The organism is Aeromonas sp. 1HA1 (assembly GCF_029237385.1).
Lineage (GTDB): Bacteria > Pseudomonadota > Gammaproteobacteria > Enterobacterales > Aeromonadaceae > Aeromonas > Aeromonas popoffii.
Window position 1 is genome coordinate 22,794 of sequence record NZ_JAACGC010000001.1, and the last position, 18,881, is coordinate 41,674.

Sequence of the window (18,881 nt, forward strand, 5' to 3'; positions counted from 1 at the left end):
GTAAATGCTCACTGCACCAGCGATCGGTCAACTTATCACGCTCAATCGTGCGTTTCCCTGCTATCAGGGCAGTAGATGCTCGCCGCGCCAGAGATCGGCCAACTGCTCGCGCTCTCTGATGAGGAAGGATTGCGTGCCATCCACCAGCACCTCGGCCGCGCGCGGACGGGTGTTGTAGTTGGATGACATGGTAAAGCCATAGGCACCGGCCGAACGCACTGCCAGCAGGGACCCCTCAGCGATAGCGAGGGAGCGCTCCTTGCCGAGAAAATCACCCGTCTCGCACACAGGGCCGACCACGTCGTACAGCGCTGGCTCATGGGCCGCGCGGCTGTCCACCTCTATGATGTTCATCCAGGCGCCGTAGAGGGAGGGACGTAGCAGATCGTTCATACCGGCGTCGATCAGCGCGAAGTTGCGGGTCTCGCCCGGCTTCAGGTACTCCACCCGGGTCAGCAGCACACCGGCGTTGGCGACGATGGCGCGGCCCGGTTCGAACAGCAGGGTCAGATCCCGGCCCGCCAGCTTCTGCTTGAGCGCCTCGGCATATTCGGTGGGGTGCGGTGGCTGCTCGGCGCCATAGTTGACCCCGAGCCCACCGCCCACGTCCAGGTGATGGATCTGGATGCCTTCTGCCGCCAGTTCGTCGATCAGTCGCAGCAGCTTGTCAGCCGCCTCCATAAAGGGTGTCAATTCAGTGAGCTGGGAGCCGATATGGCAATCCACCCCCTTGATCTCTATGTTGGCCATGGCGGCCGCCTTGCGATAGATGGCGGGCGCCTGCTCGATGGGGATACCGAATTTGTTCTGCTTGAGGCCGGTGGAAATATAGGGATGAGTCCCGGCATCGATATCCGGATTGACCCGCACCGAGACCCGGGCTTTCTTGCCCATGCTGCCCGCCACCCGATTCAACCGTTCCAGTTCGGCTTCCGACTCCAGGTTGAAGCAGAAGATCTCTTTATCCAGCGCCAGTTGCATCTCGGCTTCGCTCTTGGCCACACCGGAGAAGACCACCTTGGCCGGATCGCCGCCAGCCGCCAGTACCCGCGACAGCTCGCCGCCGGAGACGATGTCAAAACCCGATCCCAGGCGGGCAAGCAGGTTGAGCAGCGCCAGGTTGGAGTTGGCCTTGACCGCATAGCAGATCAGATGGGGAATATCGCCAGCGGCCTGATCGAAGGCATGCCAGTGGCGTTCAAGGGTCGCGCGGGAGTAGACATACAGCGGAGTGCCGTACTGCTCGGCCAGGTATTGCAGCGAGGTGTGTTCGGCCTGAAGCTGGCCGTCGGCGTCGTAGTTAAAGTGATCCAAGGGGCGGTTCCTTCCTAAATTATTGCGGCGCGGCCTCTGGGGCGGCCTCGGCGGTCACAGGCGTCTGTGCTTGCGGTGTATTCTGGGTCTGGGGCTGCTGGGGGGGCGGCATGTAAAGCGGCCCCGTCAGGCCACATGCGGCCAAACCAAGAGACAGAGGAATGGCAAGCAGACACTTGGTAAGCTGGGTAATCATAATGGTTCGCTGCGAAAAATTTTTTGGCCCTCTATAATCGCACTCACATTGTTAAAAGCAACAGGATAAACCGATGAAGGATCACGAGTATCACGCCCTGACCGACGCCTTTTTCCAATATGTGGAAGACACTGTCGACGTAGGATATCCGGATATTGATTGTGAACGCGCCGGCGGGGTCTTGACCCTGTCATTCGAGAACAGGACCAAGGTCATCATCAACAAGCAGGAGCCCCTGCACCAGATCTGGGTCGCCACCCGCGAGAACGGTTTCCACTTCGAGCTGCAAGGGGAAACCTGGATAGACAACCGCTTCGGCCATGAGCTCAAGGCCCTGCTGACCAAGGCCTGCACCACCCAGGCGGGTGAGGCAGTGGTATTCCCATGATCGACCGATATCCGCAGGACGCCCGCCACGCCGTGATCTGGCTGCACGGGCTGGGGGATTCCGGCGCGGGTCTGGCACCGCTGGTGGATGCGCTGGACTTGCCTGCCGACCTGCCGGTGCGTCATCTGCTGCCCGATGCCCCCGAACGCGCCATCACCATCAATATGGGCTACAAGATGCGCGGCTGGTACGACATCAAGAGCTTCGACGATCCGGTGGATCGCGCCGTGGAGTCCCATGTGCGTGAATCTGCCGATCGTATCGCCGCCCTGCTGGATCAGCTGGTGGCCGAAGGCTTTGCTCCCGAGCGTATTCTGCTGGCCGGTTTCTCCCAGGGCGGCGTCATCGCCTCCTTCACCGCCCTGCGTCATCCGGCACGGCTTGCCGGGCTGCTCTGCATGTCCACCTATCTGGCGGCGCCCGACGCCCTGCTGGCGGAGATGAGCGAGGCCGCACGCAGCCTGCCCATCTGCTACATGCACGGCATCTATGATGACGTGGTGAGCCTCTCCATGGGCTGGGACGCCAAGAATAAGCTGGAAGCAGCAGGGCTGACCCTCGAGTGGCACGAGTACCCCATGCGTCACGAGATCTGTCGCCCGCAGCTTGACGACATCCGCAGCTGGCTGCTGGCCCGCCTCGCGCACTGAGCAGGCTCCGGATAGCCAAACGGCCTGCATCTGCAGGCCGTTTTTATTCGGCAGGTTCGAAGACCCGTATCAGCAAGAGAGTCAGGCCGGCGGCCTTGTCGCCAACCCCATGCCCGACCTCTGGTGCTACCCCGTCGCCGAACCCAATTCACGGGTCTGGCCTGCACCGTCACGCTGCTGTCCCTGGCTGCGGTAGGGGATCACCTCCAGCTCGCCATTGACCTGCACTATCTCGTAGTACTGTGGCAGGTTGAAGTTGCTGAACTGGCCTGCATCGCTGAAACGCTCATGGCTGGAGGTGTAGAAACGGTTCACCCCCTGAACCAGCTCATCCTTGTTGCCGGCAAAATGCTGGTAGATCTCCACCCGGTTCGCCTCATCCAGGATATAGATGTTGGTACCCGCATCCCGGGTATCGAAGAAGAACTGCACCAGCCCTTCGCTGGCATAGGAGTCGACGATACCGGGCAGGTGCTGGCTGTGGGTCTTGTCGAGTCGTAGCGGCAGGTGATCCAGCTTGTTGTGGGAGATGTGACGGTAAAAATCGATGGCGTTTTCCAGCTTCTTGACCGACACCCCGCGCCGCTCGAAGAAGATGCCGTACTTCTCGCGACCCAACGCCAGCGTCTTGACCAGCTGCTGCTTGTCACGGGCGAGGCGCAACTCGATGCACTCGGCCACCAGCTGCTGGAAACGGGTCCGCACCAGGGAGCGGAAGTGCTGGCTGTAGCAGAACACCTCTATCATCTCGGGGGCGGCGGCGTCCTGGTGCATCTTGCCGAGTATGGTGGTAAGGGCGTCCACCACGGCTTCGTCACCCTGGAAGTGCAGGGTGCGGATCTCGCTCCAGGAGTTGCGATAAACCAGATCCACAGATCCCACCAGACACTCCAGATTGCGGCCGAACGAGAAGACATCGGCGGCATTGGCGTCGAATTCGATCACCTGACCCACCCAGTGGCTGGTCGGATCCGTCTCCAGGTTGAGGAAGATGGAGAGCTGGCGGATCTCGCACGGACGGCTGAGGGCCAGGTTGGTGGCGCGGGGATACTTGACCGGGAAGGTGCCGGACAAGTCACGACAAAACTGGTGCAGATTGTCGATGTGCAGATCCGACCCCTGATTGAACAGGTGTACCCGGGACTGGGGCGTCAGCAAACCGTTGAAGTAGGCCCAGGAGACCAGCTTGCTGATGTAGCCGTTATATTCGAGCGGTGCCCGGCCTATGATATCCACCGGTTCGAGGGAGTGCTTGTAGAGATACCAGCCAGCGCGGTTGAGGCGGCCGTGGGGCACCTGCACCAGGCTGAGGTCCGGTTCGCTCAGATCCGGCGCTATGGTCAGGTTGATGCGCTGCACCTTGCCCGGCAGGCTCTCGAACGCAGCGTAGAGCTTGCGCGACAGTATGCCGATGTCTTCCGGGTTGATGGACTCGCTGATGTTGTTGCGCCGGGCAAACTGGATCAGATTGCGATAGCTCTGCATCAGGGCTTCCAGCAGCTCGGCGTGGGCCACCTTGACGTCCTCGACCTTCCACTCCTGGCGGTGATCCAGATGATGCAGCCGCTCCGGACTCCAGCCCCAGTAGGCCACCAGCTGGCTCATCTGCTCGCGGCGCCAGGCCGGGGAGTGATCCTCCTTCGGATGGCTGAGGCCGTCACACACTTTCAGATAGAAGCAGCGTCGCACCAGATCCAGCCGCTGCATGTCGCCGATGGACTTGAGGTAGTTGGTCACCTTGTCCAGCATCAGGCAGTAGTTGTCGAGCCGGTAGTGCATGCCCTCATTGTGCTGGAACCAGTCGCGGCTGGTGACAGACAACAGGCGGGTGTTGGGATACTCGTGGGAGTAAGCCTCCATCAGCACCGACTTGAGCACGGCTTTGTAAGGGGAGTCGATGCCCTTATAGAGCTGCCACAAGGCGGAGCCGAAGTACTCCTCGGCGGGAATGCGGTTGAAACTACCAAGATCGAGCCAATCGTCCTGGCTCAGCTTGTCGTGGGCAAACAGGCCGTTCACGTACTCGTCGTAGTGATCGTCATACTCGGCAGGCACCAGATACCAGAGCAGGCGCTTGCCAGCGATCAGCATGGCGCTGCGGTAGAACTCGTCGAGCAGCAGCAGGTGCTGGGCGCTACCGCAGCTCTCCCCCTGCATCTGGGCATCGTTGCGCTGGCGGAACTTGTCCTCGGGGATCAGGAAGAAGTTGAGATCGACCCCACGCTGCTCGGCCCACTTGGAGAGTTGCTGGCACTTGAGATCCAGCAACTCGAGCCGCTCCTGCGACAAACCGGCCACGTGGCAAACCCAAATATCGAGATCCGAGTAGCAGCACTGGCCAATGGACGAGGTGCTGCCCATGGAATAGAGCCCCTGAATCGACTTGTCATGGGTCGTGAGGCCGTTCTGGCAGTTAGCGTTCTGGCACAGATCCTGGATGAAGGCCTGCTGGGCCTCGTTGGCGGTAAAACTCCAGATACCGTGGGGCACATCACCTGCCACATAACCGGGCAACAGGGGATGATTGAAGTGCAGCATGACGGGCAGCAGTTGGAAGACCTGCTGCCCGTAGCGACTCATGAGACCTAACGCCCGTTGCGTCTTGAGACGATTGAGTTCGTCGTAGCGCGCCACCAGCGTATCGAGTTTTACCAGCAATGCCCTGCCTATACCGAGGTAAGAAATGACGCACCAAAACGGGGAAGACGTCAAAAAAGTGTGATCATGTTAACAATGCAAACAGCGGTGGTAAACAAGCCCGCACTGAATCACTGGATTATTTATGACTCACTGCTTAACAGTATCAGCGGAAAGCAATAAAAATGAATAAATTCAATACATTAATAAATTAATTCTACTTAATGAAAATCATTTTCAACCCCTCTTTTTGAGCTTGGCCCCGCTTTTGCTGGCTACGCCATGAAAGCCCCTGCAAAGGGTGGTAAGATCGTTTTCCTTCTAAAGATGAAACAACTGATTGATATGGCAGCCCGAACCCTGAAAATTGCCACTCGCAAGAGCCCATTGGCCCTGTGGCAGGCCAACTTCGTCAAAGACCGGCTGGAAGCCCTGTACCCCGAGTTGCAGGTCGAGCTGGTACCCATGAGCACTCAGGGTGACAAGATCCTGGATACCCCTCTCGCCAAGGTGGGCGGCAAGGGGTTGTTCGTCAAGGAGCTGGAGACCGCCATGCTGGAGGGGCGTGCCGACATCGCCGTCCACTCCATGAAGGATGTGCCGGTGGAGTTCCCAGAGGGACTGGGTCTGCACACCATCTGCGAGCGCGAAGATCCGCGCGATGCCTTCGTTTCAAACCGTTACAGCCAGATAGACACGCTGCCGCAGGGTGCCGTGGTCGGCACCTCCAGCCTGCGCCGTCAGTGCCAGTTGCGAGCAGTACGCCCTGATCTGGTGATCCGCGACCTGCGCGGCAACGTCAATACCCGTCTCGCCAAGCTGGATGCCGGTGAATATGACGCCATCATACTCGCCGCCGCCGGCCTGAAGCGTCTGAAGATGGCGCACCGCATTACCACCTTCCTCGAACCGGAACAGAGTCTCCCCGCCAACGGCCAGGGGGCCGTCGGTATCGAGTGCCGGCTCGACGATGAGGAGCTACACGCCCTGCTGGCGCCCCTCGAACACCGCGAGACCCGGATCCGGGTGCTGACCGAGCGCGCCATGAACCGTGCCCTGCAAGGGGGCTGTCAGGTGCCTATCGGTGCCTATGCCCTGGTGCAGGGGGATGAGGTCTGGTTGCGCGGCCTGGTGGGCAGCCCGGATGGCAGTCAGGTGATCCGCGACGAGATCCGCGGCCCGCTGGCAGACGGTGAGGCGCTCGGCCACACCCTGGCCCAGCGTCTGCTGGCAGCCGGCGCCGACCTCATCCTGGCCGAGGTCTACCGGGCATGAGTGCGGGCCGGGCCAGGTCATGGCCACAACCGCTGAGCGCTGCCTGATGGTCCCGCTGGTGGTGCGTCCGACCGCTCAGGCCACCGAGCTGGTGCAGATGTTGCGCCAGCACGGCCACGCACCGCTCTGCTGTCCGCTGCTGGAAACCGTGGCGGGCAGCGAACTCTCTCGCCTGCCCGAACTGCTGCCCCAGGCTGACATAGTCATAGCCGTCAGCATGCATGCAGTTAATTTTACTCATCATTTTCTGTTGCAAACTGGTCAGACCTGGCCACATATTGACTACTTTGCGGTCGGTCAGGCCAGCGCGGACGCCTTCGCCGACGCAGGCATAGCGGCGAGCTGCCCGGACGATCCGCGCAGTGAAGGGCTACTGGCCCTGCCCGCCCTGCAACAGGTGAGCGGCAGGCGGGTGCTGATCCTGCGCGGCAATGGCGGTCGGGATCTCATCGCCCGGACGCTGGCCTCACGAGGTGCTCTGGTGCACTATTGTGCAGCCTATGAGCGTCACTACCCCGAGCTGGACGGGGAAGCATTGACTCACCACTGGCAGGCGACCGGGCTCGACAGCCTGCTCATCACCAGTGGCGAACTGTTGCAGCGGCTGCTGGAACTGGTGCCCAGTCAGCAGCAGCCCTGGCTTTATGACCGCCTGTTGGTGGTGCCCAGCCCCCGCGTAGCCGAGATGGCCGAGGCGGCGGGCTTTACCCGAATCACGATTGCCCAAGGTGCATCCAACCAGGCCCTGACGGCTGCTCTGGAAGCGAGGAAGATGGAATGACTGAACAACAAGAATCCCAGGTCAAGCCCCAGCCGACCCCTGTGGTCAACGGCGGAAAGAGCCGTTCCGGCACCCTGCTGGGTGGCGTGGCCATATTGCTGGCCCTCGGCCTGACCGGCAGTCTCTACCTGCACGGCCACAAGAGTGCGGTGGCCCAGCAGGGGGAACTGGATCAGCTCAAGCTGCAACTGGCCGGAGCCATCGCTAAGATGGATCAGAGCAACAGCAAGGAGAGTGAACAGCTGGCGGCTTTCGGCAAGCAGCAGCAACTGCTGCAAGACGAGCTCAAGGACCTGCAGAGCCGGGTGCTGGATCTCAACGACAAGCGCCCCAACGACTGGATGCTGGCCGAAGCCGAATACCTGGTGCGCATGGCGGGCCGCAAGCTGTGGCTGGAGCATGACCTCATCTCCGCTATCACACTGCTTGGCAATGCCGACGAGCGGATCAAGGCGCTCAACGACCCCAGCCTGATGCCCATCCGCAAGGCACTGGCGGCAGACATAGCCCAGCTCAAGGGGATGCCGCGCATCGACCGTGAGGGGCTGACGCTCAAACTGGCAGCGCTATCCGACCAGATTGAGCTGCTGCCGCTCTCCACCGTCAATATGCCGGAAGCGAAAATCGAACCGGATCAGGCCGTCAGCACCAACCCGGACGAGTGGCAAAGCAACCTGAAGAAGAACTGGCTCAAGTTCACCGAGAACTTCATCACCATACGTCGCCGCGATGGGGGCGTGGAGGCCCTGCTCTCCCCGCAGCAGGAGATCTTCTTGCGCGAGAACCTCAAGACCAAGCTGCTGCAAGCCCAGTTCGCCGTCTACCGCGAGCAGCAGGCACTGTATGACGACAGTCTGGAGAAGGCACAGCGCTGGCTCACCCAGTATTTCGATACCGACAACAGCGCGACCCACTACATGCAGACCGAACTGGACAAGCTCAAGGGTGAGCAGATCCAGTTCGACTATCCGGATCGCTTCAAGACCCAAGCCATGCTGGAAGAGGTGCTGAACGAGCGCCTGCAACGCATTCTGGCCAGCAACTGAGGAGGGCACCATGATTCGTCTGATTGTTCTGGTGGCCGTGATGGTGGCGGGGCTGATATTCGGCCCGCAAGCCTCCGGCAACAAGGGGTACGTCCTGATCTCCCTGGGTAACTACACGGTGGAATCCTCGGTCACCAGCGCCGTGATCCTGGCCGTGCTCTTCTATGCCGCCCTGCTTATCGTCGAGTGGGTGCTGGGCCGGCTGTTCGGCCTGCGTCGCAAGACGCTGGGCTGGTTCGGCTCCCGTCGGCGCCGCAAGGCCAACCAGCAGACGGTAGCCGCCACCCTGGCCATGGCCGAAGGTCACTACATCCAGGCCGAGAAGCTGATGCTCAAGGGGGCCAGCAACAGCGATACCCCGCTGCTCAACTACCTGAGCGCCGCCAAGGCCGCCCAGGCCCGTGGCGATGACGTGCGCCGGGATCAATACCTGCAAAAGGCGCAGGAGGAGCACCCCAAGGCCGAGCTGGCGCTGACCCTGACCCAGACCCAGCTGCAGATTGAGCAAGGCCAGTACGATACGGCCCTGGCCATGCTGGAATCCGCCTATGCCCTCAATCCACGCCACCCCATGGTGCTGGATCAGCTGCGTCAGGTACACCTGGCGCGCGAGGAGTGGACGGCCCTCATCGACCTCATTCCCGCCCTGCACAAAGTGGGCAAGCTGACCCCCAAACAGGAAGACGCTCTGCTGCATCAGGCCTGGCGCGGTCGGCTCAAGAGCGCCAGCGGCGCCCTCGAAACCCTGCGCCCTGTCTGGCAGGAACTGCCGCGCAAGCTGCGCCAGGATCCGGATCTGCTGGCCTGCTATGGCGATCGACTGCGCCAGCTCGGCGCCGACCAGGAGGCTGCCGAGCTCTGGCTGGATGCGCTGCGCAAGCAGGTTTCCCCCCAACTGCTGGCTCGCCTGCCCAGGCTCAAGCTCGACAACTACCAGCCCATGCTGACCCTGTTGCAGAAGATCCAGGATCAACCGGCCGCAGAAGCGGCGCTGGCCCAGATCTATCTGCTGGCCGGTCAGCTGGACGAAGCGCAGCGACTGCTGGAGAAGGCGGTGGAGACAGCACCGAGTGCCGCCATCTACAACGCCCTCGGCCAGGTAATGGACAAGCGCCGGCTCACCAACAAGGCCAACGAGTATTATCGTCAGGCCCTGCAACTGGCCGACATCTGATCCTTACCCCTGTGCCAACAGCACAAAAAAGAGAGGCCGCTATTGCGGCCTCTCTTTTATCTGTTCATCTCTCTTTTTACCCGGATTAACACCAGTTCTGGCTTATGCCGTCAACCGCTCCAGCTCACCGATGAGCCAGATGGCCTCCTCCCTGTGATAGCCGCACACATCCGGCATGGGTCTAAAACCGCGGCACACCAGAGGGCGATCCGGCTGATCGAAAATCTTGCAGCCCAGCCGCACATCGAGCTGGACACAGGGTACCCCGGCCGGTTTGCCGGCGGGCATACCCGGAATAGCGCTGCTGATACTGGGAGCAATGCAACAGGCTCCACAACCTTGACGACATTCCATGTAACGCTTTCCTGAGCGTGGCGAACCAGTCTATCAAAGGGCTGCGATTCCCCTTAGCCTTATCCCCTGCGCCCGTGAAATAGTCGCCAGTCGGGGGCAGTGTCAGCCCGCAAACAACAAAAAGCCCGACAGCGGCAGCGGTCGGGCTCTTCATGTTGCAATGGCAGGTTCAACCCATTCTCATCAGAGAATGATATCGCGCACCACGCTGTCCTTGCGATCCAGGCAGTGGATCGACTTGATGCGACGGAATAAGTACGGGACTTGCCGCCACATCGCTCATCCCCATTACAGGATGATATCGCGCACCACGCTGTCTTTACGATCCAGGAAGTGGATCGACTTGATGCGACGAATGGTGCGTGACTTGCCACGGATCAGCAGGGTTTCCGTGGTCGCCATGACGCCATCGCTGGTGATGCCATCCAGCAGATCACCCTTGGTGATGCCGGTTGCCGAGAAGATGACATTGTCATTCTTGGCCAGGTCTTCCAGCTTGAGCACCTTGCTCACGTCTATGCCGAGCGCCTCGCAGCGGGCAATTTCCTGCTCGCCCAACGCACGCACTTCCGGGCTGTCACCCTTGACCTTGTGACGGGGCATCAGGCGAGCCTGCATGTCACCATCCAGCGCGCGGATCACCGCCGCCGAGATCACCCCTTCCGGCGCACCGCCAATGCCATACAGCATGTCGACTTCGCTGTCCGGCAGACAGGTGAGGATGGAGGCGGCAACATCACCATCGGGGATGGCAAACACTCGCACGCCCAGCCCCTGCATCTCCTTGATCGCCTTGTCGTGACGCGGCTTGGCCAGGGTGATCACGGTCAGGCGGGAGAGCGGCTTGCCAAGCGCCTTGGCCACGGCCTTGAGGTTCAGCTCGAGGGCCTGATCCAGGTCGATGGCACCTTTGGCCTTGGGACCCACGATCAGTTTTTCCATGTACATATCAGGCGCCTTGAGGAAGGAGCCCTTGTCGCCGACGGCCAGCACGGCCAAGGCGTTGGCCTGGCCCATGGCGGTCATGCGAGTACCTTCGATCGGGTCGACCGCGATATCCACGGCGTCGCCCAGACCCGTGCCTACCTTCTCGCCTATGTAGAGCATGGGGGCTTCGTCAATTTCACCTTCGCCGATCACAATCTCACCATCGATCTGGATCTGATTGAGGATATGGCGCATGGCCGCTACGGCCGCCCCATCGGCGATATTCTTGTCACCACGTCCGAGCCACTTGTAGCCAGCCAGTGCAGCCGCTTCCGTCACTCGGGAAAACTCGATTGCCAGTTCACGTCTCATCGCATATCCAACCTTTGGAGCTCGAAAACGGGCGGCATTCTATCACAAGGGCAAACCTTTGCGCGCAAAAGTGGCGGATCGTCAAATAAATCACGGCCCTTCACCAAACTGACATCAAATCGCCACCGACACGTCACTTGGGTGTCACCCCGCTGTCATTCCCCGCACCTAGCATGGCCCCGTCTTTAAAACCAAAGCTTGCAACACAAGGAATTAAGATGAAAAAGCTGACTGTAGTGGCACTGGCTCTCACCGCGGCCTTCCAGGCGCAAGCCGTTGAAGTTTACAAAAATGACACCACCAGCCTGGATCTGTAAGGCCGCATCTACGCCGGCCAGTTCTTCGGTGACAAGAAGGAAGGGGTCGACACCGCCCATCCGAACGGCACCCAGGAGTACAGCGACAAGCAGGGCGCCAACCAGTTTGTCCGCTTCGGCGCCAAGGTGGATAGCCAGATCAACAGCCAACTGAAGGCGCTGGCCCAGTACGAAGTGCAGATGTACATCAACGACAGCGAGAAGACCATCAGCGAGGATTCCGACAACCTGCGCACCCGTCTGGCGTTCGCCGGTGTCGGCGCCGACTGGGGCAATATCACTTTCGGCCGCCAGAAGGGGGCCCCTGGCTTGCTGGCCGACTGGACTGATGTCTCCCTCTCCGATGGCTATGGCAACGAGGCCCTCGGTGCCAAGACAGACACCTTCGCCACCAACCGCGCCGGTTCAGTGTTGAAGTACTCGGGTCTGTTCAACGGCTTCCAGGTAGACACCAGCTACAAATTCGATGGCGGTGACACCGAAGAGACCACCAGCAAGGACAGCGATGCCGCCTACGGCGCCGCCGTGGCCTACACCTTCCCGTTCAACCTGGCGCTGGGTACCGCCTACAACGTGGGTATCCGTGACAAGAACGAGGAAAAGGATGCCAAGCTGTGGCTGCTCTCCGCCAAGTACGACAACAAGGCCGTCTATGCAGCCCTGAGCTACGCCGACGGCACCGACTTTCTGGCCACCGGCAAGGATCACACTGGCTGGGAAGGGGCGCTCGGTTACAACTTCGAAAACGGCTTCGGCCTGATGGCACTGTGGAACAAGCAGAAGGTGGAGCAGGACGGCAAGGCCAACTACGACTCCATCGACTACTACACCCTGGGCGCCCAGTATAAGTTCAACAAGAACCTGCGCGTCATCGGCGAGTACCGCATCAACAACCTGGACAGCAAGGAGAGCGGCAAGCTCAACGTCAAGGATGACTTCCAGCTGGCGGCCCGTTACGACTTCTAATCTCGGCTCTCAGTCAACAACAGAACGCGCCGGCTTATGCCGGCGCGTTTTTTGTTGGCCGGTAAGGGGAGACAGGCCAGCTGCCGTCCGGCCCATGATCTAGGCTCAACAGAACCACGAAGAGGAGGTCACCATGCCGTTACGCCTGCTCATCTGTTGCTGCCTGCTGCTCGCCCTTCCCGCTCAGGCGCTGACCATCGCCATGGTGCTGTGACGCGGCGAAACGGATGCCGAGCGGAGCTTTCGCGCCGAGCTGATCCGGCTCGGCCATCAACCCACCTTCGTCACCTTCAACGCCAATCAGGATCGCGCCGCCTTCGCGACCCAGTTGCGCCAGCAATTGCTGCCCTCCCTCGCCCGCTACGACTACATCTACAGCTTCGGGACCACGGCCACAACCATGGTCAAGAGCCTGCTCGGCGAGCGCAAGCCACTGATCTTCAACATAGTCTCTGACCCCGTGGGGGCCGGGATCCTGTCGGAAGATCAGGCGGAAAACCGGATGGTGGCAGGAACCAGCAACCTGGTACCCATGGCGCTCCAGCTCGCCAACGCCCGCAAGCACCTGCCCACCGACAAGGGGCTACTGCTGCCCTTCAACCCCCGCGAACAGAACACCCTGCTGACAAGTGAGCTGCTGCTGCACGAAGCCAAACGCTATCAATGGGATCTCGCCACCTGGCGCATCGCGCCTGACAAGCGGCGGCTGGCCAACGAGCTCAAGCGCCTGCAACAGGATGCCCGCCAGCGCATTGTCTTCCTGGCCGCCGACAGCTATCTGCTCTCCATCGCCCCCGAGTTGCTGGCCGCTCTCAACGAAGGGGGCATCCCCACCATCTGCAGCGCCGAGCTATTTGTCGAGCACGGCTGCACCGTCGGCACCATCAGCAGTTATGAAACCCTGGGCCGGATGACGGCCAACATCATCCACCGCAACCTGCAGGGCACACCGCTGCAAGACATTCCATTGCAAACGGATCCGGCCCCTCGGCTGGTTCTGGGCAAACAGCTGACATCTGCCGACAATCAGAGCACTCAGGGCCAGTGACCACGCGGCCCGCCCATGGACCCCAAAACCGCCGCCAGCCTAACCCGGCTGCATCGCGGCATGGGCTCTGGCAGCCATCGCCACTGTGCTGGTCGCCCTGACCTGAAACGCTCACGCCAGCCCTGGTCTATACTTCCAAGGCACTATATGGGAGCTGTTTAGCCGTTTGATGCAGATGCCTTGCTTATATAACCTGAATGGCAGGTTCAAATTTTATTCATCGCAGTTCGATAAACTCTGAGTCATGCCCTACAACATACACGCCAAGGAGTAATTACAAGATGAAGTTATTTACCAAGAAGCACGGCCTTGTCCTCATTCTGCTCGCCGCCAGCGGAACCCTTAGCGCCACCGAGATCGCCAACAACAACATCACGGAAACCGAGATAAAAGCGGCGCAAGATGCCTGGGGTAAGGCACTTATCCAGATCAGCGATGATTACCGTAGCGGTGGTATCGAGAAAGCCAAAAAGACCGCCACTGCGGTTCTCGACAGCGCCTACGGCTATTCCCAAGGTCCCGTACTGTTCAAACCGACCCTGGCCAGCGGCGAACAGACCTTCCGTATCAATAAAGAAGGGGCCCTCGCCTACTTCGTCGGCCACAACACGGCCTATCCTGCCGACAGCGGCTTCGCCCTCAAAAACTGGAAAAGTTACAGCTACGACAACGCTGCCATCTACATCAATGGCAACATGGCACTCACCATGGGCAATGTGCAGCTGATTGACCGGGATAACAAAGAGACCACGGTCGACAAGACCTGGGGCTTCAAGAAGGGGGACGACGGCAAGGTGCGCATAGTGCTGCATCACTCCTCCCTCCCCTTCAGCAAATAAAATAAACAAGCAAAGGCGACCAATGGGTCGCCTTTTTGCTACAGGGCCATCAGTTTTGCTGCCTGTGGGGATGACAACAACACCAATTCTGTTAGCATGCCCGCCATCATGAATCCAAACGAAACACAGATGCAGATCCGCCCCTTCACCACAGCTGACATGGAAACCGTCCTCACCATCTGGCTGGATGCCTCCCTGCTGGCACATCACTTCATCCCATCGCGTTACTGGCACGACAATCTGGGCCCGATGCGAGAGCTTTATCTACCCGCTGCCGACTCTTATGTGCTCTGGCAAGATGGCAAGGCTCTCGGTTTTTATTCCCTGTATGAAGAGACCCTGGCCGCCATCTTCGTTACCCCGGCGCAGCAAGGACACGGCTATGGCAAGGCACTGCTGGCCCATGCCAAGCAGCAGCGGCAAACACTGCGCCTGCAGGTGTATCAGCAAAACCGGGCCAGCTGCGACTTCTATCTCGCTCAGGGCTTCCAGATAGAGGCCGAACAGCAGGATCCCCACACCGGCTGCGCCGAGTGGGTGATGGCCTGGTCGGCGTAAGACTAACGCCGTTCGATGGCGAGGAAGCTTGCCGAGCCATCACCGGCCCGCGCCAGCAGGTCACCCAAGTGCAAGGTCTGCGCGCGCAGATGAAACAGGATCGCCGGTCAGCTGAACGGGAAGTTCGCGGGGCCCTGGTTGCAACACATTCAAGGCGCCTGCTCCTGTGAGGAGAGCCTCCCCATCATGGGACTTAAAACCTCAGAGTCAGGCCGATATTGGCCTGCCATTGGGTCACCAGCTCGCCGCGCACCTTGAACACACAGTTATCCGGGTTGCAGAGAAACTGGTTGCTGTCATTGACCAGCGAGCCATAACCGCGCACCTCGGCCCGCAGCGCCAGATGCTCGGTCAGGCGTGGCAGCACCCCGAGCGCCAGCGACATGGAGGGCGTCACCTCGCTGTCATAGGCGGCAAAACGGGTCACCCCGATACCGGCACCTATGTAGGGCGCCATCAGGTTGTCCGACAAGATGAGCGCCCCGGCAAAATGCAACATGTCTACCGTCAGGCGATCCGGCTGATCCGGGGAGAGGCGGGTGGATTGGTGGCTGTAGAGCAGCTCTACCATTCCGGGGTCGTCCACCTCCTTGCTGATAAAGAGGCCCCAGTTGCCGGAGCTCTGCCCCTGCAATGAATCCAGCGAGGCCGAGAGCGGCACCGGCTGCACCACATCGCCGCTCTTCTCGAAATCGATGGATGAGCTGTAGCCGAAAAACGGCGTCATCTGCCAACCGGTGCTGGCGGCTGCCTCGGCGCTCCAGGCCTGCCCCAGCGGCAGCAAGAGCCCCATCATCATGATCCCTGCTCGTTTCATCACAGTCCCTCTGCTTGTGCACCAGCGCCCACCAAGCATATCAGAGTCCCCTGACCCCCATCCTAAACCCAGCCTGTATCAGCCCATTTTCTCAGGGAGGATCACACCGCCGCGATCCTATCCCGCCACCACGTGGCACATAGCCACTGCCGTTATTCATCCGGGATTAACCTCTGCCCCGTATGCTGGCACCTAACCGGCTCATGGTGATCCGGTTCAACTCACCATAAGGACATCCGGGGATGGTTGCCGCGCAACTCAAAGACCCGCAACACAAGCTCTCCGACACCCTGCGGGCGACCGCCATCGAGGAGAGCCATATCAGCCTGCGCCAGATGCTGGCCCTGGTGGGTGAGCAGGGCATGTTGCTGTTTTGCGTGCTGCTCACTGTGCCCTTCCTGCTGCCGGTCTCCATCCCGGGCGTCAGCACCCCGTTTGGCCTGCTGATCCTGTTTATCGGCATCGGCATCACCCTCAACCGGGTGCCCTGGCTGCCCGCTATCCTGATGGAGCGTCGCTTCGCCGCCGCTCAGCTCAAGCCGACCCTGCACAAGGGCGCGAACCTGCTGGCCCGTGTCGATCGTTTCATTCGCCCGCGCCTCTTGCTGCTGACCGGCAGCGGCCCCATCAACCGCTGCAACGGCCTGCTGCTCATGCTGGCGGCCCTGCTATTGATGCTGCCGCTGGGGGCCATCCCCTTCACCAATGCCATGCCCGCCTGGGCCATATTGCTGCTGGCCATCGGCATGTTGCAGCGGGACGCCCTGTTCGTCGCCAGCGGCTACCTGCTGGTCAGTGCGACCCTGGTCTGGTTCAGCGTACTGGCCATCGGTCTGCTGATGGCGGGGCAGAACATCTCGACCCTGCTGAGCTGACGGCACCGACATGAAAAAGGGGCGACCAAGTGGTCGCCCCTGTTGTTTTGCGCTCTCTTCGGCTCGTCAGAGCAGATCGTAGATGAGGGCCGAGATGGCCAGCAGTCCCACCACCATCACGAACAGTGTGCTGGGCCCGCGATAGCGCGCGAGCGCTGGCAGGCGATAGATGGAGTAGGCTGGCAGCAGGAACAGGATCACCGCGATCAGCGGTCCGCTCACCTTCTCAATGATGTCCAGCACATTGGGGTTCAGATAGGTGATGATCCCGGTCACGACAAACAGGATAACGGATGAGACACGGGCTATGGTGACCTCCCGGAGGGAGAGCCCCAACCCCTGACAGGCGCCGCTCACCATGCTCACAGTCCCCTCGCTCACCCCCATGGAGGTACCGAGAAAGGATTTGGACATGGCCAAAATGGCGATGAGCGGACCCACATAGGCGATCAGCGGATTGGAAAACTTGTTCGCCAGCGCCGACAGCACGGAAATATTGTCGGTGCGGGCCAACGCCATTTCCGCCTGGCTCAGACTCATTACACAGCTGATGACAAAAAACAGCACGCTGCCGCAGATCAGCAGGCTACTGCACTTGATGATGCGCTTGCTGCGCACGTCGGCGCTCACATGGCAGCGCTTCTTCTGGGCGGCAGTAAAGGAAGAGATGATGGGGGCATGACTGAACGAGAAGACCATCACGGGCACGATCAGCCAGAGGGATTTCCAGAAGGCGGGATCGCGCCACTCCACCGCCGGACTCTCGCTGAAATAGGAGAGGCTCCACTGGGGCAGCAGAAAAACGGAGATGCCCAGCAAGAAGACGACCATTGGCAACGCCAGCAGGCTGATGGCCGACACCACCACCTGTTTGCCGGTCAGCAGGATCAGATGCAGCCCCAGCATCACCGCCAGCACCAGCCAGCCACGGCTCAGCACGGCGCCCCCCAGCTGATGCGCCATGAAGCTCTCGATAGCATTGGTGATGGAGATGCTGTAGACCAGAATGATGGGGTAGAAGGCCATCAGATAGACCAGCATCAGCAGCTTGCCCGCCCTGGCACCGAAGTGCTCCTCCACCACATGGGTAATATCCCCTTCCCGATGGGAACTGGATAATACCAGGCGACTCAGCGCTCGGTGGGAATAATAAGAGAGCGGGAATGCCATCAATAATATAAACAGCAGAATAACGGGGGAATTACTGCCTACGGTAATAGGGAGAAAGAGTGTACCAGCACCGACTGCAGTGGCATATAAGCCCATGGTCCATACCGAATCACTTTTCTCCCATTTCAACTTTGAAGCAGGATTCTTCTTTTCAGCAATAGCAACACTCATTGCGATATACACCTTACTTGTCTGTCATATTTGTTATTTTATTAGCCTGTGTAATAGGCAGGTGATATGTCAGTTCATATCAACCAGATTGTAGAAAAAGCAAATCCGCCAGCGGTCAATAAGACAGCTAATATGAAGCGGAAAAGTCACGCTACCATCGTTGAAATCGCTATAAAGGTCAAGGTTAATAATTCATAGTTGTTTGAGTGGTGTTGTTTCAAAAGACAATGAGATGTATCATTTTGTTCTCAATATGACCAGTTCGTTCCCGGCTGATAACATAAGACAACACTGCTGGGCGTGCTCCAATAACATGAATAAAATCAGTCATCAGACCGATAATATTAGCACTATCAGCCGGGTATATCAGCGAAATCAGCTGGTCATAATATCGGCTAATTGACTCACTCACCAATAGTCGACATGGCCGTATATAGATACCGCCAGCCCCCTTCATTATTCTGTCGCCCCCCCTCACCCGCCCCGTCAGGACCGGCTACAGTGGGTCCTGCGTTCGGATAAACCGATCCCGCTCACACTGCGCACCGTCCAGCCATTGTCTCCGCTGGCTGGTTCCATTAGGCTGACCTTCCTGAGTCTGTTTTTGTTGTCTGTCCAGACTCACCATTTCATGCTCATCGCCTTGGCGAAACAGGATTGTGGGCAAGCGGAGAAAGGATATCCAGATGAAGAAGACCATAGTGACCGCCAAGTTCGAGGCCGTGAGCATCGAAGGCGAGCAAGTGACCCTGAAAATGGCAATCAAGGCGCCGGAGCGGGACCCCAAATCCGCCAGTGGCGACTGGCGCTGCAAGGTGAAGCTGGAGGGGCTGAGCGACAAGACCTTCATCTATGGCGTCGATGCCCTGCAGGCCCTGAGCCTGGCCCTGAAATTTGTCGAAAATGAGCTGCGCGCCTTCGCCGATGCCGGCTGGCAATTCTATCTGCCCGGTTGCCCCGATCAGCCCGTCGATATTGCCGCCTGCTATTTTCCAGAGGTGTGACA

At 59.8% G+C, this 18,881-nt stretch carries 16 protein-coding genes and 2 pseudogenes; 12 read left to right on the plus strand and 6 right to left on the minus strand.

The features are described from left to right. Nucleotides 1-63: 63 nt before the first annotated feature. Complete coding sequence (gene lysA / locus GWQ22_RS00140; RefSeq protein WP_042038412.1) at nt 64-1,314, minus strand: diaminopimelate decarboxylase; 1,251 nt, start codon at nt 1,312-1,314, stop codon at nt 64-66. A 269-nt stretch (nt 1,315-1,583) separates the two neighbouring features. Between lysA and cyaY the strand changes: the two genes are divergently transcribed. Together cyaY and GWQ22_RS00150 are read left to right on the plus strand one after the other, a co-directional pair. Further along, nucleotides 1,584-1,898, plus strand: a complete 315-nt coding sequence (gene cyaY / locus GWQ22_RS00145) for an iron donor protein CyaY (RefSeq protein ID WP_212512544.1) — start codon at nt 1,584-1,586, stop codon at nt 1,896-1,898. Further along, the gene (locus GWQ22_RS00150) at nt 1,895-2,548 is read left to right on the plus strand and encodes an alpha/beta fold hydrolase (RefSeq protein WP_212512545.1); all 654 of its coding nucleotides are present in this window, start codon (nt 1,895-1,897) and stop codon (nt 2,546-2,548) included. The genes cyaY and GWQ22_RS00150 overlap by 4 nt, the downstream gene beginning before the upstream one ends. A 126-nt stretch (nt 2,549-2,674) precedes the next feature. On the opposite strand, the gene GWQ22_RS00155 is transcribed toward GWQ22_RS00150, so the two are convergent. Continuing rightward, nucleotides 2,675-5,206, minus strand: a complete 2,532-nt coding sequence (locus GWQ22_RS00155; protein WP_275929126.1) for a class I adenylate cyclase — start codon at nt 5,204-5,206, stop codon at nt 2,675-2,677. A 324-nt stretch (nt 5,207-5,530) separates the two neighbouring features. On the opposite strand from GWQ22_RS00155, the gene hemC reads away from it, so the two are divergent. From hemC to GWQ22_RS00175, 4 genes are read left to right on the plus strand one after another with little or no spacing between them, the layout of a single operon-like run. Further along, nucleotides 5,531-6,460: a hydroxymethylbilane synthase gene (gene hemC / locus GWQ22_RS00160; RefSeq protein ID WP_146181529.1), complete on the plus strand. Its 930-nt coding sequence runs from the start codon at nt 5,531-5,533 to the stop codon at nt 6,458-6,460. A 46-nt stretch (nt 6,461-6,506) separates the two neighbouring features. Further along, nucleotides 6,507-7,241, plus strand: coding sequence for a uroporphyrinogen-III synthase (locus GWQ22_RS00165; RefSeq protein WP_275929193.1), 735 nt, complete (start codon nt 6,507-6,509; stop codon nt 7,239-7,241). After that, nucleotides 7,238-8,287, plus strand: a complete 1,050-nt coding sequence (locus GWQ22_RS00170; protein WP_275929127.1) for a uroporphyrinogen-III C-methyltransferase — start codon at nt 7,238-7,240, stop codon at nt 8,285-8,287. Before GWQ22_RS00165 ends, GWQ22_RS00170 begins: the two co-directional genes overlap by 4 nt. 10 nt (nt 8,288-8,297) lie before the next feature. Then, complete coding sequence (locus GWQ22_RS00175; RefSeq protein ID WP_275929128.1) at nt 8,298-9,461, plus strand: heme biosynthesis HemY N-terminal domain-containing protein; 1,164 nt, start codon at nt 8,298-8,300, stop codon at nt 9,459-9,461. Between the two features lie 102 nt (nt 9,462-9,563). Here GWQ22_RS00175 and GWQ22_RS00180 read toward each other — a convergent pair whose 3' ends face one another. Both GWQ22_RS00180 and glpX read right to left on the minus strand, forming a co-directional pair. Further along, nucleotides 9,564-9,815 (minus strand): YkgJ family cysteine cluster protein, encoded by a 252-nt coding sequence (locus tag GWQ22_RS00180; protein ID WP_042038401.1) that lies wholly within the window; start codon nt 9,813-9,815, stop codon nt 9,564-9,566. Nucleotides 9,816-10,103: 288 nt separating this feature from the next. Further along, nucleotides 10,104-11,114, minus strand: a complete 1,011-nt coding sequence (glpX, locus tag GWQ22_RS00185; protein ID WP_042038400.1) for a class II fructose-bisphosphatase — start codon at nt 11,112-11,114, stop codon at nt 10,104-10,106. Between the two features lie 218 nt (nt 11,115-11,332). On the opposite strand from glpX, the pseudogene GWQ22_RS00190 reads away from it, so the two are divergent. The 4 genes and pseudogenes from GWQ22_RS00190 (at nt 11,333) to GWQ22_RS00205 (ending at nt 14,842) form a co-directional block, all read left to right on the plus strand. Further along, nucleotides 11,333-12,397, plus strand: a pseudogene (locus GWQ22_RS00190) (porin). A 133-nt stretch (nt 12,398-12,530) separates the two neighbouring features. Beyond that, nucleotides 12,531-13,445: pseudogene (locus tag GWQ22_RS00195) on the plus strand (ABC transporter substrate binding protein). 281 nt (nt 13,446-13,726) lie between these two features. Then, nucleotides 13,727-14,284: a hypothetical protein gene (locus GWQ22_RS00200; protein WP_275929129.1), complete on the plus strand. Its 558-nt coding sequence runs from the start codon at nt 13,727-13,729 to the stop codon at nt 14,282-14,284. 129 nt (nt 14,285-14,413) lie between these two features. Further along, nucleotides 14,414-14,842 carry an N-acetyltransferase gene (locus GWQ22_RS00205; protein WP_275929130.1) on the plus strand — a complete coding sequence of 143 codons (429 nt, stop codon included), beginning with the start codon at nt 14,414-14,416 and terminating at the stop codon, nt 14,840-14,842. Between the two features lie 193 nt (nt 14,843-15,035). Here the strand turns inward: GWQ22_RS00205 and GWQ22_RS00210 are convergent, their stop codons facing one another. Then, nucleotides 15,036-15,659 (minus strand): outer membrane beta-barrel protein, encoded by a 624-nt coding sequence (locus GWQ22_RS00210; RefSeq protein ID WP_275929194.1) that lies wholly within the window; start codon nt 15,657-15,659, stop codon nt 15,036-15,038. 242 nt (nt 15,660-15,901) lie between these two features. On the opposite strand from GWQ22_RS00210, the gene GWQ22_RS00215 reads away from it, so the two are divergent. Further along, entirely contained in the window at nt 15,902-16,534 is a 633-nt protein-coding gene (locus GWQ22_RS00215; RefSeq protein WP_275929131.1) for an exopolysaccharide biosynthesis protein, read from the plus strand. Nucleotides 16,535-16,600: 66 nt separating this feature from the next. On the opposite strand, the gene GWQ22_RS00220 is transcribed toward GWQ22_RS00215, so the two are convergent. Further along, complete coding sequence (locus GWQ22_RS00220) at nt 16,601-17,617, minus strand: HAAAP family serine/threonine permease (RefSeq protein WP_258224557.1); 1,017 nt, start codon at nt 17,615-17,617, stop codon at nt 16,601-16,603. Between the two features lie 944 nt (nt 17,618-18,561). Between GWQ22_RS00220 and GWQ22_RS00225 the strand changes: the two genes are divergently transcribed. Beyond that, entirely contained in the window at nt 18,562-18,879 is a 318-nt protein-coding gene (locus GWQ22_RS00225; RefSeq protein ID WP_042037900.1) for a hypothetical protein, read from the plus strand. Nucleotides 18,880-18,881 lie beyond the last annotated feature (2 nt).

Coding starts and splice junctions, on each gene's coding strand:
- GWQ22_RS00200 (WP_275929129.1), top strand. CDS start 13,727: ATGAAGTTATTTACCAAGAAGCACGGCCTTGTCCTCATTCTGCTCGCC.
- GWQ22_RS00170 (WP_275929127.1), top strand. CDS start 7,238: ATGACTGAACAACAAGAATCCCAGGTCAAGCCCCAGCCGACCCCTGTG.
- GWQ22_RS00150 (WP_212512545.1), top strand. CDS start 1,895: ATGATCGACCGATATCCGCAGGACGCCCGCCACGCCGTGATCTGGCTG.
- GWQ22_RS00205 (WP_275929130.1), top strand. CDS start 14,414: ATGCAGATCCGCCCCTTCACCACAGCTGACATGGAAACCGTCCTCACC.
- GWQ22_RS00180 (WP_042038401.1), bottom strand. CDS start 9,815: ATGGAATGTCGTCAAGGTTGTGGAGCCTGTTGCATTGCTCCCAGTATC.
- GWQ22_RS00225 (WP_042037900.1), top strand. CDS start 18,562: ATGAAGAAGACCATAGTGACCGCCAAGTTCGAGGCCGTGAGCATCGAA.
- GWQ22_RS00210 (WP_275929194.1), bottom strand. CDS start 15,659: ATGAAACGAGCAGGGATCATGATGATGGGGCTCTTGCTGCCGCTGGGG.
- GWQ22_RS00175 (WP_275929128.1), top strand. CDS start 8,298: ATGATTCGTCTGATTGTTCTGGTGGCCGTGATGGTGGCGGGGCTGATA.
- hemC (WP_146181529.1), top strand. CDS start 5,531: ATGGCAGCCCGAACCCTGAAAATTGCCACTCGCAAGAGCCCATTGGCC.
- cyaY (WP_212512544.1), top strand. CDS start 1,584: ATGAAGGATCACGAGTATCACGCCCTGACCGACGCCTTTTTCCAATAT.
- GWQ22_RS00165 (WP_275929193.1), top strand. CDS start 6,507: ATGGTCCCGCTGGTGGTGCGTCCGACCGCTCAGGCCACCGAGCTGGTG.
- GWQ22_RS00215 (WP_275929131.1), top strand. CDS start 15,902: ATGGTTGCCGCGCAACTCAAAGACCCGCAACACAAGCTCTCCGACACC.
- glpX (WP_042038400.1), bottom strand. CDS start 11,114: ATGAGACGTGAACTGGCAATCGAGTTTTCCCGAGTGACGGAAGCGGCT.